General features: G+C 63.1%; 10 protein-coding genes. 8 read left to right on the top strand and 2 right to left on the bottom strand.

What is annotated here, in order from left to right; genetic code table 11:
• Positions 1–49 precede the first annotated feature (49 nt).
• Together ORL50_RS13105 and ORL50_RS13100 are read left to right on the top strand one after the other, a co-directional pair.
• Positions 50–943, top strand: a complete 894-nt coding sequence (locus tag ORL50_RS13105) for an NAD-dependent epimerase/dehydratase family protein (RefSeq protein WP_266015334.1) — start codon at positions 50–52, stop codon at positions 941–943.
• A 280-nt stretch (positions 944–1223) separates the two neighbouring features.
• The gene (locus ORL50_RS13100) at positions 1224–2669 is read left to right on the top strand and encodes a SulP family inorganic anion transporter (protein WP_266015331.1); all 1446 of its coding nucleotides are present in this window, start codon (positions 1224–1226) and stop codon (positions 2667–2669) included.
• A gap of 10 nt (positions 2670–2679) precedes the next feature.
• Here ORL50_RS13100 and gliR read toward each other — a convergent pair whose 3' ends face one another.
• A complete protein-coding gene (gliR, locus tag ORL50_RS13095) occupies positions 2680–3720 on the bottom strand; it encodes an AraC family transcriptional regulator GliR (protein ID WP_266015328.1) in 1041 nt (346 codons plus the stop codon).
• Between the two features lie 210 nt (positions 3721–3930).
• On the opposite strand from gliR, the gene ORL50_RS13090 reads away from it, so the two are divergent.
• From ORL50_RS13090 to ORL50_RS13065, 6 genes are all read left to right on the top strand, one after another.
• Positions 3931–5526: an FAD-binding oxidoreductase gene (locus ORL50_RS13090; RefSeq protein ID WP_266015325.1), complete on the top strand. Its 1596-nt coding sequence runs from the start codon at positions 3931–3933 to the stop codon at positions 5524–5526.
• Between the two features lie 5 nt (positions 5527–5531).
• On the top strand, positions 5532–7112 hold the full coding sequence (locus ORL50_RS13085; RefSeq protein ID WP_266015322.1) for a glycerol-3-phosphate dehydrogenase/oxidase: 1581 nt from the start codon (positions 5532–5534) through the stop codon (positions 7110–7112).
• 69 nt (positions 7113–7181) lie between these two features.
• On the top strand, positions 7182–8750 hold the full coding sequence (locus ORL50_RS13080; RefSeq protein ID WP_266015319.1) for an FGGY-family carbohydrate kinase: 1569 nt from the start codon (positions 7182–7184) through the stop codon (positions 8748–8750).
• A 116-nt stretch (positions 8751–8866) separates the two neighbouring features.
• Positions 8867–10156, top strand: a complete 1290-nt coding sequence (locus tag ORL50_RS13075; RefSeq protein WP_266015315.1) for a phospholipase C/P1 nuclease family protein — start codon at positions 8867–8869, stop codon at positions 10154–10156.
• A 74-nt stretch (positions 10157–10230) separates the two neighbouring features.
• On the top strand, positions 10231–12186 hold the full coding sequence (locus ORL50_RS13070; protein ID WP_266015312.1) for a DUF1302 domain-containing protein: 1956 nt from the start codon (positions 10231–10233) through the stop codon (positions 12184–12186).
• Positions 12187–12266: 80 nt separating this feature from the next.
• Positions 12267–13640 carry a DUF1329 domain-containing protein gene (locus ORL50_RS13065; RefSeq protein WP_266015309.1) on the top strand — a complete coding sequence of 458 codons (1374 nt, stop codon included), beginning with the start codon at positions 12267–12269 and terminating at the stop codon, positions 13638–13640.
• A 28-nt stretch (positions 13641–13668) separates the two neighbouring features.
• Here ORL50_RS13065 and ORL50_RS29100 read toward each other — a convergent pair whose 3' ends face one another.
• Positions 13669–14373 carry a methyl-accepting chemotaxis protein gene (locus ORL50_RS29100; RefSeq protein WP_416236023.1) on the bottom strand — a complete coding sequence of 235 codons (705 nt, stop codon included), beginning with the start codon at positions 14371–14373 and terminating at the stop codon, positions 13669–13671.
• Between the last annotated feature and the right edge of the window lie 118 nt (positions 14374–14491).

The following is a 14491-nucleotide window of genomic DNA, read 5'->3' as shown; positions in this document are numbered from 1 at the left end:
CAGGTGCTCAATACTGGGCCCATCACTTATTCACGCAGGGAGTTTCTCCATGAACGTATTCATTACCGGCGCTGCAGGTTTTATCGGCGGTTCGATCGCCACCGGCCTGGTTCGGGCCGGCCACCGGGTGACCGGATTGGTGCGCAGTGCCGAACAGGCCAATGAGCTGAGCGCGCTGGGCATCACCCCGGTCATCGGAACGCTTGACGACAGCGGCTTGCTGGCCGTTCAGGCCAAGGCTGCCGACGCCGTCATCAACGCCGCCAGCAGCGACCATCGCGGGGCGGTCGAGGCTTTGCTTGATGCACTGCGCGGGTCGAACAAGGTGTTCTTGCACACTAGCGGGTCGAGCATCGTCGGCGATGCCTCCGGCGGCAAAGCCAGCGAGGTGATCTACTTCGAAGACAGCCTGCCGGAGCCGACCGTGGACAAGGCGGCCCGGGTGGCCATCGATAACCTGATCCTGGCAGCGGCGCAGGATGGCGTGAACTCGGCGGTGATCTGCAACACCCTGATCTACGGCCACAGCCTGGGCGTCAACCGTGACAGCGTGCAATTGCCGCGCTTGCTCAAGCAGGCGCGCAAGAGTGGGGTGGTGCGCCATGTCGGCAGCGGCCGGAACATCTGGTCCAACGTGCACATCGAGGACGTGGTTGCCCTGTACCTGTCGGCGTTGACTCGCAACGTCCCAGGCACCTTCTACTTCGTCGAAAGTGGCGAGGCGTCGTTCATCGACATGACCACGGCCATGGCTGCAGCCTTGCAGCTGGGTGAACCGCAGGACTGGCCGCTCAAGGAAGCCGAGGCGGAGTGGGGTTATGAAATGGCCAACTATGGTCTGGGCTCCAACAGCCGGGTCCGCGGCAAGCATGCTCGGGAGTTGCTGGGCTGGGCGCCGAAGCGTACTTCGGTGGTTGAGTGGATTAGGGACGAGATGGTCTGAGTTCGCCTTAGACCGAGTTATCGTTCATCGCGGGCAAGCCTTGCTCCCACAGAGGAATCGCGGGCAAGCCTTGCTCCCACAAAGGCATCGCGAGCAGGCTCACTCCTACAGGGATCTTCATAAAACACATATTTGTGTGCGCCGAAGATCCTCTGTAGGAGTGAGCCTGCTCGCGATAGCGTTTCCGCACTCCCCAAAGTAGCCTGATCCCCCCCAATTCCGTAACATCCTCACCCTATTTCCCGGCCACGCCCCAGCGGCCCGTATTTTTGGGTAACCCATGAAACCACAACGTCTGCGCGCCGATGTCCTGGCCGGACTCACCACCTCGTTCGCCCTGCTCCCCGAATGCATCGCCTTTGCCCTGGTCGCCCACCTCAACCCGCTGATGGGTTTATACGGGGCGTTCATCATCTGCACCCTCACCGCGCTGTTCGGCGGTCGGCCGGGCATGGTGTCGGGGGCCGCAGGCTCGATGGCGGTGGTGATTGTCGCGCTGGTGGTGCAACACGGCGTGCAGTATCTGCTGGCCACCGTCCTGCTGGGTGGCCTGATCATGCTGGCGTTCGGGCTGCTCAAGCTGGGCAAACTGGTGCGCATGGTGCCGCACCCGGTGATGCTCGGTTTCGTCAACGGCCTGGCGATCATCATTGCCCTGGCACAGCTCGAACACTTCAAGAGCGGTGACACCTGGCTCAGTGGCGAGCCGCTGTACATCATGATCGGGCTGGTCGCCGTGACCATGGCCATCGTCTACCTGCTGCCGCGCCTGACCCGCACAGTGCCGCCTGCGCTGGTGGCGATTCTCGGCGTGGGGTTGGCGGTGTTCCTGCTGGGCCTGCCGACCCGCACACTCGGCGACATGGCGCACATCGCCGGTGGCCTGCCGACTTTGGCCTGGCCCCAGATCCCCTGGGACCTGGAGACCCTGCGCATCATCGCCCCCTATGCGATCCTGATGGCGCTGGTCGGGCTGCTGGAAACTCTGCTGACCCTCAACCTCACCGACGAAATCACCGAGAGCCGCGGCTACCCGGATCGCGAGTGCGTGGCGTTGGGGGCGGCCAACATGGTCTCCGGCGTTTTCGGTGGCATGGGTGGCTGCGCGATGATCGGCCAGACCGTGATCAACCTCAGCTCCGGTGGTCGTGGTCGCCTGTCTGGCGTGGTGGCCGGGGTGATGATTCTGCTGTTCGTGCTGTTCCTGTCGCCATTGATCGAGCGCATTCCGCTGGCGGCGCTGGTCGGGGTGATGTTCGTGGTGTCACAGCAGACATTCGCCTGGGCTTCCCTGCGAGTGCTGAACAAGGTGCCGCTGAACGATGTGCTGGTGATCGTCGCGGTCACCGTGATTACAGTCTTCACCGACCTGGCGACGGCCGTGCTCTGCGGCATCATCATCGCGGCGCTCAACTTCGCCTGGCAACAGGCGCGCGAGTTGTATGCCGATGCGCATATCGAACCCGACGGCAGCAAGCTCTATCACCTGCACGGCACGCTGTTCTTCGCCTCGACCACGCCTTTTCTCAACCAGTTCGATCCCGCTGGCGACCCCGGCGTAGTGACGATCGACTGCCGCCACCTGAGCTTCGTCGACTACTCGGCCATTGCCGCACTCATGACCCTGCGCGAGCGCTACGCCAAGGCCGGCAAACACCTGCGCGTGTTGCACCTGTCGGAACGCTGCAAGAAGCTGTTGAAGCGTGCCCGGGTGAATCACGACTGACCGCAGGCTCCTACAGGTTCGCGTTGCCCAAATCCGCACTCCGATTAAGCTGCCGAAACTCCCCGGGGGGTATTCCCCGGCGGCTTTTGAATGAGCGATGAAATGAGCGGGCCTCGGTGAACCCCAGGTACTGCGCGATATCCTGAATCGGCAGGGTACTGTTGAGCAGATAATGCTCAGCCAGCTCCTGGCGCAGGTCATCGAGAATCTGTTGATACGAGGTGCCCGCCTGATGCAGCTGGCGCTGCAGTGTGCGCACGGACACGGCGAACTGTTCGGCCACCTGTTCCTTGCGCGGCAACCCCTCCTTGAGCAGTTGGCGCAAGATGCCCTTGACCCGCTGCTGCAGCGACGCATCCTCCAGTGTGGCCATCAACCCCAGCGCATGTTCTTCGAGGGTGCGCAGCAGTTGCGCATCGGCCTGGCGCAACGGCAATTGCAGGTAGGGCAGCGGCACAATCAGCGCCGAGTAGGGCTGTTCAAACAGCACCGGGCAGTCAAAAAACTCCTCGTACTGCGCCAGTGTGGTTGCGTCCGGGTGGGCGTGCTGCAGCCACACGGCCGCCGGCGACAGCTGGGTGTCGGCAATCCAGCGCGCGTATTGCAGCCAGGACCCGAGCACGTTTTCTACCAGGTGCCGGCGAATGCGCGGGGTTTGGTGGCGGCAGGTCCAGATCAGGTGCACGTGCGCGCCCTGCACCTCGGCACGGCTGACGCCCATGTCGCCGACCAGTTTTTCGAAGGGCATGATGCGGCTCATGGCATCGCCCAGAGTCGCGCAATTCATGGTGATATAACCCAGCACGCTCCAGGAGTTGGGCAAAACAAATCGCGCCGAGTTGAGGCCGAACAGCGGGTCACCGGAATGTTCGCAGAAGTAGTCGAGCAAGCGCTCATGGGCCTCGCCCGGCACTCGCAGGCTGTTGTCGCTCAGCTGTTGCGCCTGCAAGCCGGCAGCCGCCAGCGCCGGCTCGGTGGCGACGCCCAGCTGTTCGGCATAACGCAGGTATTTGAGCAGCGGCGGAACCGAAGTGAAGCCCAGGGATTGCATGATCGTGTTCCTTTGATCAAGGTCCGCATCTGCGGGTGAATACCTTGAAAGGTAGTGTGAAACCACCGCTAAAGTAAATGGCTGGTCCTTGTGTGATGTTTGACTCAATTGGCTACTCGAAGTGGCCGGATGCGACCGTGACACTTTTGCCGGGCTGGCTAGTATGGGTGTCTGAAATATCACTTATAAGAACCGCAGAAGGACACACGCATGCGACGCTGGAACGGCTGGGGAGAGGCAACCACGGTGGTCGAGTTACCGGCCCAGGGCGCGGGATTTCTCGCCGCACGGCTGGGTGCCGGGCGTGTATTGCCTGATGCAACCCTCGACGAGGCACTGGCTCGGGTGCCGGCCTCGCGACTGGCGGCGCACGGGCTGTACAGCGTCGAGCCGCATGATCGCCTGCTGCATGCCCGCGGCCAGAGCTTGCCAGACTGGCTGGCCCTGCGCGAAGGTGCACCTGGGCTCTATCCCGACGCCGTGGCTTTTCCCGACAGTGCCGGGCAGATCCGCCAGTTGCTGGCGCTCGCCCAGACCCAGGACCTGTGCCTGATTCCCTACGGCGGCGGCACTTCGGTGGCCGGGCATATCAATCCGCCGAGCTCGACGCGACCGGTGGTGACGGTGTCCCTGGCCCGGATGAATCGCTTGCTGGAGCTGGACGAGCAAAGCCTGCTGGCCACCTTCGGCCCCGGTGCCAGCGGCCCTCAGGTGGAGAGTCAGTTGCGCGCCCGTGGTTACACCCTCGGGCATTTCCCGCAGTCGTGGGAGTTGTCGACCCTGGGCGGCTGGGTTGCCAGCCGTTCCAGTGGCCAGCAGTCGCTGCGCTACGGGCGAATCGAGCAGTTGTTCGCCGGTGGCACCCTGGAAACGTTTGCCGGGCCTTTGGAAATCGCCACCTTTCCGGCCTCGGCCGCCGGCCCCGATCTACGCGAAGTGGTGCTGGGTTGTGAAGGTCGCTTCGGGATCATTTCCGAGGTCAAGGTGCGAGTCAGTGCGCTGCCGGCCGATGAGCGTTTCTACGGAGTGTTCCTGCCCGACTGGGCGCAGGCATTGCAAGCGATCAGGCAGCTGGCCCAGGCGCGGGTGCCGTTGTCGATGCTGCGCCTGTCCAATGCGCTGGAAACCGAAACCCAGCTGGCGCTGGCCGGGCATCCGCAACAGATCGCCTGGCTGGAAAAATACCTGGCGCTGCGAGGGGCGGGTGTCGGCAAATGCATGCTCACCTTCGGGGTCACCGGCAATCGTCGGCAGAACGCGCTGTCCCTCAGTCAGGCTCGCCAGCACCTGAAGGCCTTCGGTGGCGTGTTCACCGGCACCCTGCTCGGCAAGAAATGGGCGCAGAACCGCTTTCGTTTTCCCTACCTGCGCGAGAATCTGTGGAACGCCGGTTATGTGGTCGACACTTTGGAAACCGCCACTGACTGGAGCAATGTCGACAACCTGCTCGAACGCATCGAGAACAGTCTGCGTGCGGCCCTGGCAGCCGAGGGTGAACAGGTGCACGTGTTCACCCACCTGTCCCATGTGTATGGCGAAGGTTCGAGTATCTACACCACCTACGTATTTCGCCCGGCAGCGGATTACCCGGCCACCCTGGCGCGCTGGCAGGCACTCAAGCAGGCGGCCAGCCAGACCATCGTCGACAACGGCGGCACCATCAGTCACCAGCATGGCGTGGGCAAGGATCACGCGCCGTATCTGCTGCGGGAAAAAGGCGCCCTGGCGATGGACGCCTTGCAGGCGCTGAGTCGGCATTTCGATCCAGCCGGGCGGCTCAACCCTGGCACGTTGCTGCAGGAGTGACGGCGATGAGCCTGGACTGGAACGGCGCGTGGCGCGAGGCCGTGTTGCCGACGCTGGCGAATGAGACCTGGGACCTGATCGTCATCGGTGGCGGCATCAGCGGCGCTGGCATCGTGCGTGAGGCCGCCCGCCGTGGCTGGCGGTGCCTGTTGCTGGAGCAGCGCGACTTCGCCTGGGGCACGTCCAGCCGTTCTTCGAAAATGGTCCACGGCGGCTTGCGCTACATCGCCAAGGGCCAGTGGCGCCTGACCCGCGACTCGGTGCGCGAGCGCCAGCGCCTGCTGGATGAGGCGCCAGGGTTGGTGGAGCCTATGAGTTTCATGATGCCGCATTACCGTGGCGGCTTCCCCGGGCCGCGAGTGATGGGCGGCTTGTTGAGCGTGTATGACGCGCTGGCCGGGCGCCGAGATCATCGTTTCCATGACGCGCAGCAGCTGCGTTTTATGGCGCCGGGTGTGCAGGAAGAAGGCTTGCTCGGCGGCACGCGTTTTGTCGATGCGCTGACCGATGACGCCCGCCTGGTGATGCGTGTGCTGGCCGAGGCGCGGGCTGACGGCGCGGTCGTGGTCAACGGCGTGCGAGTCGAGCATTTGCTGCGCGAAGATGGGCGGGTGTGTGGAGTCGAGGTCGTGGACTGCGAAGGCGGGGGACGGCTCCAACTGCAGTGTCGTGCCCTGGCGGTGGCGACCGGTGCCTGGGCCGAGCGTCTGCGCCCGCCGGAGCATCCACACCAGTTGCGGCCGCTGCGTGGTAGTCACCTGCTGCTGCCGGGGTGGCGTTTGCCGGTGGCCCAGGCCTTCACTTTCCTGCACCACAGCGACCGGCGCCCGGTGTTTGTGTTTCCGTGGGAAGGCGCCACCGTAGTGGGCACCACGGACCTGGATCATCACGACGACCTGGACCTGAGCGCAAGTATCAGTGCCGAGGAACTCGACTACCTGTTGGCGGCCTGTGCCCAGCAGTTTCCCCAGGCCGGGGTGGTAGCGGCCGATGTGCTGTCGACCTGGTCCGGCGTGCGTCCGGTGGTCGGCAGCGCAACAGGCGAGCAGGGCAAGCCATCGAACGAAACCCGCGAGCATGTGCTGTGGCAAGAGCCCGGTTGCGTGACGCTGGCGGGAGGCAAGTTGACCACTTTTCGCCCGCAGGCCATTGAAGTGCTCAAGGCCTGCGCGCTGATGCTCGGGCGTGAGTTCAACGATGACGGCGCGCCGGTATTTGCCACCGTGCCCTCCCTGGCGATTGCCGGGCTCAGCAGTCAGCAGTGGCGGCGCTTGGCCGGGCGTCACGGCCGGGCTTTGCCACAGCTTGCGCAACTGCTCGAACAGTTGGGCCACGACAGCGTTGGTGCCACAGATACCCTGTGGGCAGAACTGGCGATGGCCTGCGACACCGAAATGGTCCTGCACCTGGATGACCTGTTGCTGCGCCGCACCCGCCTGGGTCTGTTATTGCCCGGTGGCGCCGAGGACTATCTGCCTGCCATCCGCCAGCTGTGCCAGCCTCGCCTGGGCTGGGATGACGCACGCTGGCAGCAGGAGCAGCAGCTGTACCTGGCCTTGTGGCAGCGGCATCACGGTTTGCCGTGAAACAACAGCCTTCCCGATTTGCGCAATTTCACCGATACGCAGGTCCACATGCCCATTGAAGAGAGCTCCATGGACAACCACCCGAACAAGCGTTACCTGCTGGCCATCGACAATGGAACCCAAAGCGTGCGGGCGCTGCTGTTCGATCTTCAAGGCAATCTGCTGGGCAAGGGCAAGGTCGAACTGCAAGCCTACTACTCGACCCAGCCCGGTTGGGCCGAACAGGATCCGGATTATTACTGGGCGAAACTGGGTGAAGCCTGCCAGCTGCTGTGGACGCAGACCGGTATCGATCGAGCACAGATTGCCGGCGTCTCCCTGACCACCCAGCGCGGTACCTTGATCAACGTCGACGCCGAGGGCAAACCGCTGCGCCCGGCCATCCTGTGGCTCGATCAGCGCCAGACGGAAGTCGAAGGCGGTATCAAGGGGCCTTGGGGATGGTTGTTCAAATTAGTCGGCGCCCAGGCCACCGTGGATTATTTTCGCGCCCAGGCCGAGGCTAACTGGATCGCCCGCCACCAGCCCGAAGTGTGGGCGGCGACCGACAAGTTTTTACTGCTCTCGGGATTCCTCACCCATCGCCTGTGCGGACGCTTTGTCGATTCCATCGGCGGCTGCGTCGGTTATCTGCCGTTCGACTTCAAGCGCCTGCGCTGGGCCGCTCCCTCCGACTGGAAATGGCAGGCCCTGGCCGTGCGCCCCGAGCAACTGCCAAGCCTGCTTAAACCCGGCGAAACCCTGGGCTATATCAGCGCCAGCGCCAGCCGTCACACCGGCATTCCCGAAGGCCTGCCGTTGATAGCCGCCGGTGCCGACAAGGCCTGCGAAGTAGTGGGCGCCGGCGTGGTCGATTCAGGCACGGTATGCCTGTCCTATGGCACCACGGCGACCATCACCAGCACCCGTTCGCGCTACCTGGAAATTGTCCCGCTGATCCCGCCGTATCCGGCAGCCGTGCCGGATCACTACAACTGCGAAGTGATGATCTACCGCGGTTACTGGATGGTCAGCTGGTTCAAGAACGAGTTCGGCCTGCGGGAAATGCAGCAGGCCAGGGAGCAGGGAGTAGAGCCGGAGCAATTGTTCGATGCGCTGGTCAACGCCGTACCCGCCGGGTCCATGGGACTGATGCTGCAACCGTACTGGTCGCCTGGTATCCGCGAGCCGGGAGTCGAAGCCAAAGGCGCGATGATCGGCTTCGGCGATGTGCATACTCGCGCGCATATCTATCGGGCGATCCTTGAAGGCCTGGCGTACGCCTTGCGCCAGGGCATGGAGAGTATCGAGAAGCGCTCGAAAGTCTCCATCAAGCGCTTGCGCATCGCCGGTGGTGGCTCCCAGAGCGATGCGGCGATGCAGCTGACGGCGGACATTTTCGGCCTGCCCGCCGAGCGTCCGCATGTGTATGAAGCGTCCGGGCTGGGGGCTGCCATCTGCTGCGCCGTAGGGCTTGGACTGCATGCGGACTTTGCCACGGCGACGGCGGCGATGACCCGGGTCGGCGCGGTGTTCATGCCACAGGCCGAGGCGCATCAGACCTACGAGCGCCTATACAACGAGGTGTACCTGCGCATGTATCGCCAGTTGAAACCTCTGTACCAAAGTATCCGCGAGATCACCGGTTATCCGGCTTGATGGGTTGAGCACCTGTGGCGCTATCGGAGAACTTTTTTGGCTAGATCGGACAGTGTCACGTCCCAGTGCGGTTGTTAGGCTCCCCCTCACTGTTCAGCCAATAAGAAACCCGAGCAATGAAGCTGCCAATTCTCCTGCTGGTGCTCTGTGTTACAGCCCCATCAGCCTGGGGCTGGTCCAATCACACAGTGGGCAGCTACCTGGCGTTGCAGGAGTTGCCAGCCCTGCGCGACGCGCCTCTGGTGGCAGTCGAACCCCTGGAGCAATTCCTCGCCGAGCAATATCACGCAGTGGCGCAATTGCTCGATGAACAGGAGCAGTTCGCCCGGCAGCACTTCGCCCAATACCCGCCACGTCCCGACAGCCTGAAGCTGCCAGCCGAGCCCGGGGACAATCTGCAAAAGGCTTTCCTCCACGCGTTGCGCATCAACCCGCGGATTCAGCTGGCGATGGTCATCCAGCCGCTGCCGGGACGCGACCTGCCCGGTCGCGAGTACCTGAAGGCTGACCAGGTGATGGTTGAACAAACCCTCTCGCCCTGGAATCGCCAGCGCTTCATCCTCGTGAAGCCCGCAGAACAGCTGCCGCCCCTGGCGGTGCTGGCCAGCGCCGCCGACGAACCGGATTATGGCCACGACATCAATCTGTTCAGCGACAACCCGGGCGAGGTCGGCGGGCTGTACGGTTTCGGCCCGCAGCCTTTCGGCGACTCGCGCTTCCAATACAGCTCCCAGGCCCCCTTCCACATGGGCTTCTTCCATGAGAGCCCGGTGGTGTACGCCGCTGCCGGTTTCTTGCAGCGCAGCTGGCCGGACTGGCGCGCCTATCAATACCTGGGCTTGGCTCGCCTGGCCTTCGCGACGGGGCATCCGTATTGGGGTTATCGCTTCCTGGGATGGGGCCTGCACCACATTCAGGACCTGACCCAGCCCTATCACGCCAAGCCGCTGCCCGGCGCCGGGCTGGCCAGCTTGCTGCTGATGGAAGGCAAGGCACTGGCGGGTTTCGACAGTGAAAAACACACCGCCATCCAGCGCGTCGCAACCCGGCACATGGAGGTGGAGAAGTATCAATCCGCCTGGCTGCGTCGGTTGCTCAAAGCCGGACAGCCACACCCGATGATCCAGGCTTATTCCGACCTCAGCGAAGACGCCAGCTACCCGCCGTACTCGGTGGACTATCTGCGTGAAGTGGTCAGTGCCCAGTCCGTTGCCGAGTCCGCAGCCTTTGATGAAGCCATCGAACAGTGGCTGGCGACGACCCCGCAGACCAGTGATTTCAGCACCAGTAATCAGGTCTGGCGCGAGAACTACGACCACCCGCAACTCAACCGGCAGCTGTTGCAGTTGCTGGGGCATTTCGGTGCCCACAGCCGGATTTATGTCAGGGCGGGACTGACGCCTTAACCATCGCCACCTTAACCATCGCGGCCAAGTTGCCCGCACCCAAAACAACAAAATCAGGGAAGGAGAATCTGACCATGAGGATGCGCTTACAACTGTCTGGCGCGGGCATCACCGGCGCAGGCGTAGCGGGGCTGCTGCAGTTGTGCACAGTGGGCTCGGTGCAGGCGGTGGAATTCAGTGTGCTCGACCAACAGGTCACCGGCTCGTTCGACAGTACCCTGTCCTATGGTCGTATGTGGCGGGTCCAGGGACGGGACAAGAGCAACGACGACGTCAACACCAACGACGGCAACCGCAACTTCGATACCGGGCTGGTTTCCGAGGTGTACAAGATCACTTCGGAGCTTGAGGCCAATTATCAGAACTACGGGTTGTTCATGCGCGGCACCGCGTTCTATGACACCCAGTTGATGGACAAGCGCAACGATTACTATCGCAACAACAGTCCATCGCAGCCGAGCCAGAGTTATCCCCAGGACGACCACTTCACCGACCAGACCCGCGATATTGCTGGCAACCGGGTGGAGATGCTCGACGCCTACGTGTACGGCAATTGGGACGTGGCCTCGATGCCGGTGACCGGGCGGCTGGGGCGCCAGGTGTTCAACTGGGGCGAGGGCATTTTCTATCGGGGCGGGATCAACACCACCAATCCGGTGGACGCCGCCAAGTATCGCCTGCCCGGCGCCGAGGTCAAGGAAGTGCTGATCCCGGTAGAGGCCATCAGCTTCAACATCGGCTTGACCGACACCCTGACCATGGAGAGTTTCTACCAGACCAACTGGAAAGAAACCCGCATCGATCCGGTCGGTACCTTCTATTCCCAGACCGACCTGTTCGCCGATGGCGGCAACACCGCCTACAACAATTTCACCGGCACCGCACTGGATACTCCGGTGCCAGGTTTTGGCAACGTGATCGACCTGTACACCGCGCTGGGCAACAACCCGCTGCTCAACCAGGCCCTGGGCACCACTGGCCTGTACGCCAACGGCGTGACCCCGGCGTTTGGCAATACCCTCAAGGTGGCGTCGGTCGGCAAGGACTACAACGCCCGCAACGACGGGCAGTTCGGCTTCGCCTTTCGCTACATCGCCGAGCAGCTCAACAGCACCGAGTTCGGTCTGTACATGGTCAACTACCACGCCAAGGAGCCGACCATCTCCGCCAACCTCGGTGGTTACCAGGGCATCGACATGGACGCCCTGACCAATCTGCTCGCAGGGGTCGCCGGCAGTCAGGCCGGGCAACTGGCCAACGGCCTGGCGACCGCCGACGTGCTGGGTAACATCCAGGCGCATCGGCGCTATGCCGAAGACATTCGCATGTATGGCTTCAGCTTCAACACCACCCTGGGCCAGGCGTCGGTTTTCGGTGAAGTGGCCTATCGACCGAACCTGCCCATCGGGGTCGCCGCGACCAACGACCTGATCGGCGACCTGGCCAACGGCGCGGCAGCGGCGGCAGCCGGGCAGACGATCAACATTGGCGGGCAGATGGTCCAGCTCGACAGCCAGATCAACAACGGCGAGCGGGTCGAAGCGTTCAACACCTCCCTGGGAACGATCTACAACTTCGGCCCGAGCCTGTCGTTCGACTCGATGTTCGGCGTGTTCGAACTGGCGTCCGAGCACTTGCGTGGCAGCAACCTGCAATACACCGCGTATGACGGCAGCACCCGTTACTACGCGGGCACCGGCAATTATTCCTACGTGTCCGGCGGCGATCGAGGCGACCAGGTCAACCGCAACTCCTACAGCTACACCGCGATGTTCAACGGCACCTGGAACGATGTGTATGCCGGGGTCAACGTCTCGCCCTATGTCGTCTACAAGGACGATTTCAAGGGCAACAGCTACCAGGCCGGCAACACCATTGAAGGACGCAAGGCCTACACCCTGGGGATCAAGGCCAACTACCAGAACCGGCTCGAGGCCGAGCTGCAGTACACCGAGTTCTACGGCGGCGGCCAGAACAACGGCATTCGCGACCGCGACAACGTCGGCTTCAACCTCAAGTACTTCTTGTGATTGCCTGGTTCAAGTAAGCGCACTCAATGGTGGGCGCGAGCCTCGGTGGGAGCAAAGGATTTCTATTTTGGAGAATGTCCATGTTTGATGCATCAAGACTGATCAAGACCACGCTGGCAGTGGTACTAAGCCTGGCCGCCGGCAACGCCCTTGCGGCCATCACACCCCAGGAAGCGCAGCAGCTCAAATCTACCCTGACCCCTCTCGGTGCGGAGCGTGCCGGTAACTCGGCCGGGACCATCCCTGCCTGGGATGGCGGAATCACCCAGCCGCCGGCGGGCTACAAACCCGGTCAGCATCACCCCGACCCGTACGCATCGGACAAGCCGCTGTTCACCATCACCAAGGCCAACCTTGAACAGTACAAGGCGCACCTCAGCGCCGGTCAGATCGCGCTGTTCAACAGCTATCCGGACACCTTCCAGATGCCGGTGTACACCAGTCGCCGCTCGGGCTCGGCGCCGCAATGGCTGTACGAAAACACCTTCAAGAACGCCACCAGCGCGAAGCTGCTCGATGGCGGCAGCGGTTTTACCGATGCCTACGGTGGCGTGCCGTTTCCGGTGCCCAAGGATGGCGTCGAGGCGTTGTGGAACCACATCACCCGCTATCGCGGCATCTACGTAGTACGGCGCGCCTCCGAAGCGCCAGTGCAGCGTAACGGCAGCTTCGCGCTGGTGACTTCGCAGCAGGAAGGCCTGTTCAACTACTACCGCCCGGGCGGGCAGTTCGCCGACCTGAAAAACATCCTGTTCTACTACCTGGCCTTCGTAAAAAGCCCGGCCAGGCTGGCGGGTGGAGCGGCACTGATCCACGAGACCCTGGACCAGCTCAAGGACCCGCGTCAGGCCTGGATCTACGACGCCGGCCAGCGCCGTGTGCGCCGGGCTCCCAACCTGGCTTACGACACGCCGATCGCCTCGTCCGACGGCCTGCGCACTGCGGACGACACGGACCTGTTCAACGGCTCGCCGGACCGCTACGACTGGAAGCTCAAGGGCAAGCAGGAGATCTACATTCCCTACAACAGTTACAAAGTCGGCAGCCCGCAGGTTAAGTACGCCGACCTGCTTACCCCCGGCCACCTCAACCCGCAGTACACCCGTTACGAACTGCACCGGGTGTGGGTAGTGGAAGGCACGCTCAAACCTGGCTCGCGCCACATCTATTCCAAGCGAGTGCTGTTCCTTGATGAAGACAGCTGGGGCGCCGCGCTGGTGGATCAGTACGACGGGCGCGGGGAGTTGTGGCGGGTATCGATGGGCTACCTGAAGAACTTCTACGACCTGCCCACCACCTGGAGTGCGCTGGACGTGTTCCACGACCTGCAGGCGCGCCGTTACTACGTGCAGAACCTGGACAACGAAGAACCACAGACCGTGGACTTCTCCCAGCCAGTGCCCGAAGACGCGTATTTCATGCCATCAGCGCTGCGCCAGCGGGGGACGCGGTGACTGTCTTGCAGTCACCGCAACTGCTTGATCAAACGCGGAAGTGGCTCACCATCATCTGCAACTGACCACCCAGCCGCGCCAGCTCAACACTCGACTTGGCCGTCTCGTCGCTCGCCGCAGCGGTCTGTTCCGACACGTCGCGTACGTTGATGATGCTGCGGCTGATCTCCTCGGCTACGGCGCTTTGCTGTTCGGCAGCGGCGGCGATCTGCTGGTTCATTGACTGGATGTTCGACACCGTACGGGTGATGTTTTCCAGGGACAGGCCAGCCTTGCGGGTCAGTGCGACGCTGCTGTCGGTCAGCGTGCGGCTGTTGTTCATCACCGTTGAAACCTGCTGGGTGCCGTTCTGCAGACCGGCCACCAGGCCTTCGATTTCCTCGGTGGATTTCTGCGTGCGCTGGGCCAGCCCGCGGACTTCATCGGCGACCACGGCAAAGCCGCGACCGGCTTCACCGGCGCGAGCGGCTTCAATGGCGGCGTTGAGGGCGAGCAGGTTGGTCTGCTCGGCGACGGCCTTGATCACATCCATGACGCTGCCGATCTTGTCGCTTTCCTGTTGCAGCACACTCATGGCTTCGGTGGAGCGCGCCACTTCGCTGGCCAGGCGTTCGATCTGCGCAATGGCTTCGTTCACCACCTTGTCACCTGCGCGGGCTTCGCCGTCAGCTGCGGCGGCGGCTTGCGAGGCCTGCTCGGCGTTGCGCGCGACTTCCTGCACGGTCGCGGTCATCTCGTGCATGGCGGTGGCCACCTGATCGGTCTCAACCTTCTGGCTGTTGACGCCTGCGCTGGTTTGCTCGGTCACGGCGGACAGCTCCTCAGCGGCGCTGGCGATCTGGGCGACGCCG

It is taken from the genome of Pseudomonas sp. RIT-562 (genome assembly GCF_026241895.1).
Taxonomy (GTDB): Bacteria; Pseudomonadota; Gammaproteobacteria; order Pseudomonadales; family Pseudomonadaceae; genus Aquipseudomonas; species Aquipseudomonas mandelii_F.
Note: the sequence above shows the minus strand (reverse complement) of the source record. Positions and strands in the feature narration are given on the sequence as shown.

Excerpts from the sequence above, each read along its gene's own strand:
- gliR (WP_266015328.1), bottom strand. The coding sequence starts at position 3,720 with ATGCAATCCCTGGGCTTCACTTCGGTTCCGCCGCTGCTCAAATACCTG.
- ORL50_RS29100 (WP_416236023.1), bottom strand. The coding sequence starts at position 14,373 with ATGACCGCGACCGTGCAGGAAGTCGCGCGCAACGCCGAGCAGGCCTCG.
- ORL50_RS13085 (WP_266015322.1), top strand. The coding sequence starts at position 5,532 with ATGAGCCTGGACTGGAACGGCGCGTGGCGCGAGGCCGTGTTGCCGACG.
- ORL50_RS13090 (WP_266015325.1), top strand. The coding sequence starts at position 3,931 with ATGCGACGCTGGAACGGCTGGGGAGAGGCAACCACGGTGGTCGAGTTA.
- ORL50_RS13105 (WP_266015334.1), top strand. The coding sequence starts at position 50 with ATGAACGTATTCATTACCGGCGCTGCAGGTTTTATCGGCGGTTCGATC.
- ORL50_RS13100 (WP_266015331.1), top strand. The coding sequence starts at position 1,224 with ATGAAACCACAACGTCTGCGCGCCGATGTCCTGGCCGGACTCACCACC.
- ORL50_RS13065 (WP_266015309.1), top strand. The coding sequence starts at position 12,267 with ATGTTTGATGCATCAAGACTGATCAAGACCACGCTGGCAGTGGTACTA.
- ORL50_RS13075 (WP_266015315.1), top strand. The coding sequence starts at position 8,867 with ATGAAGCTGCCAATTCTCCTGCTGGTGCTCTGTGTTACAGCCCCATCA.
- ORL50_RS13070 (WP_266015312.1), top strand. The coding sequence starts at position 10,231 with ATGAGGATGCGCTTACAACTGTCTGGCGCGGGCATCACCGGCGCAGGC.
- ORL50_RS13080 (WP_266015319.1), top strand. The coding sequence starts at position 7,182 with ATGGACAACCACCCGAACAAGCGTTACCTGCTGGCCATCGACAATGGA.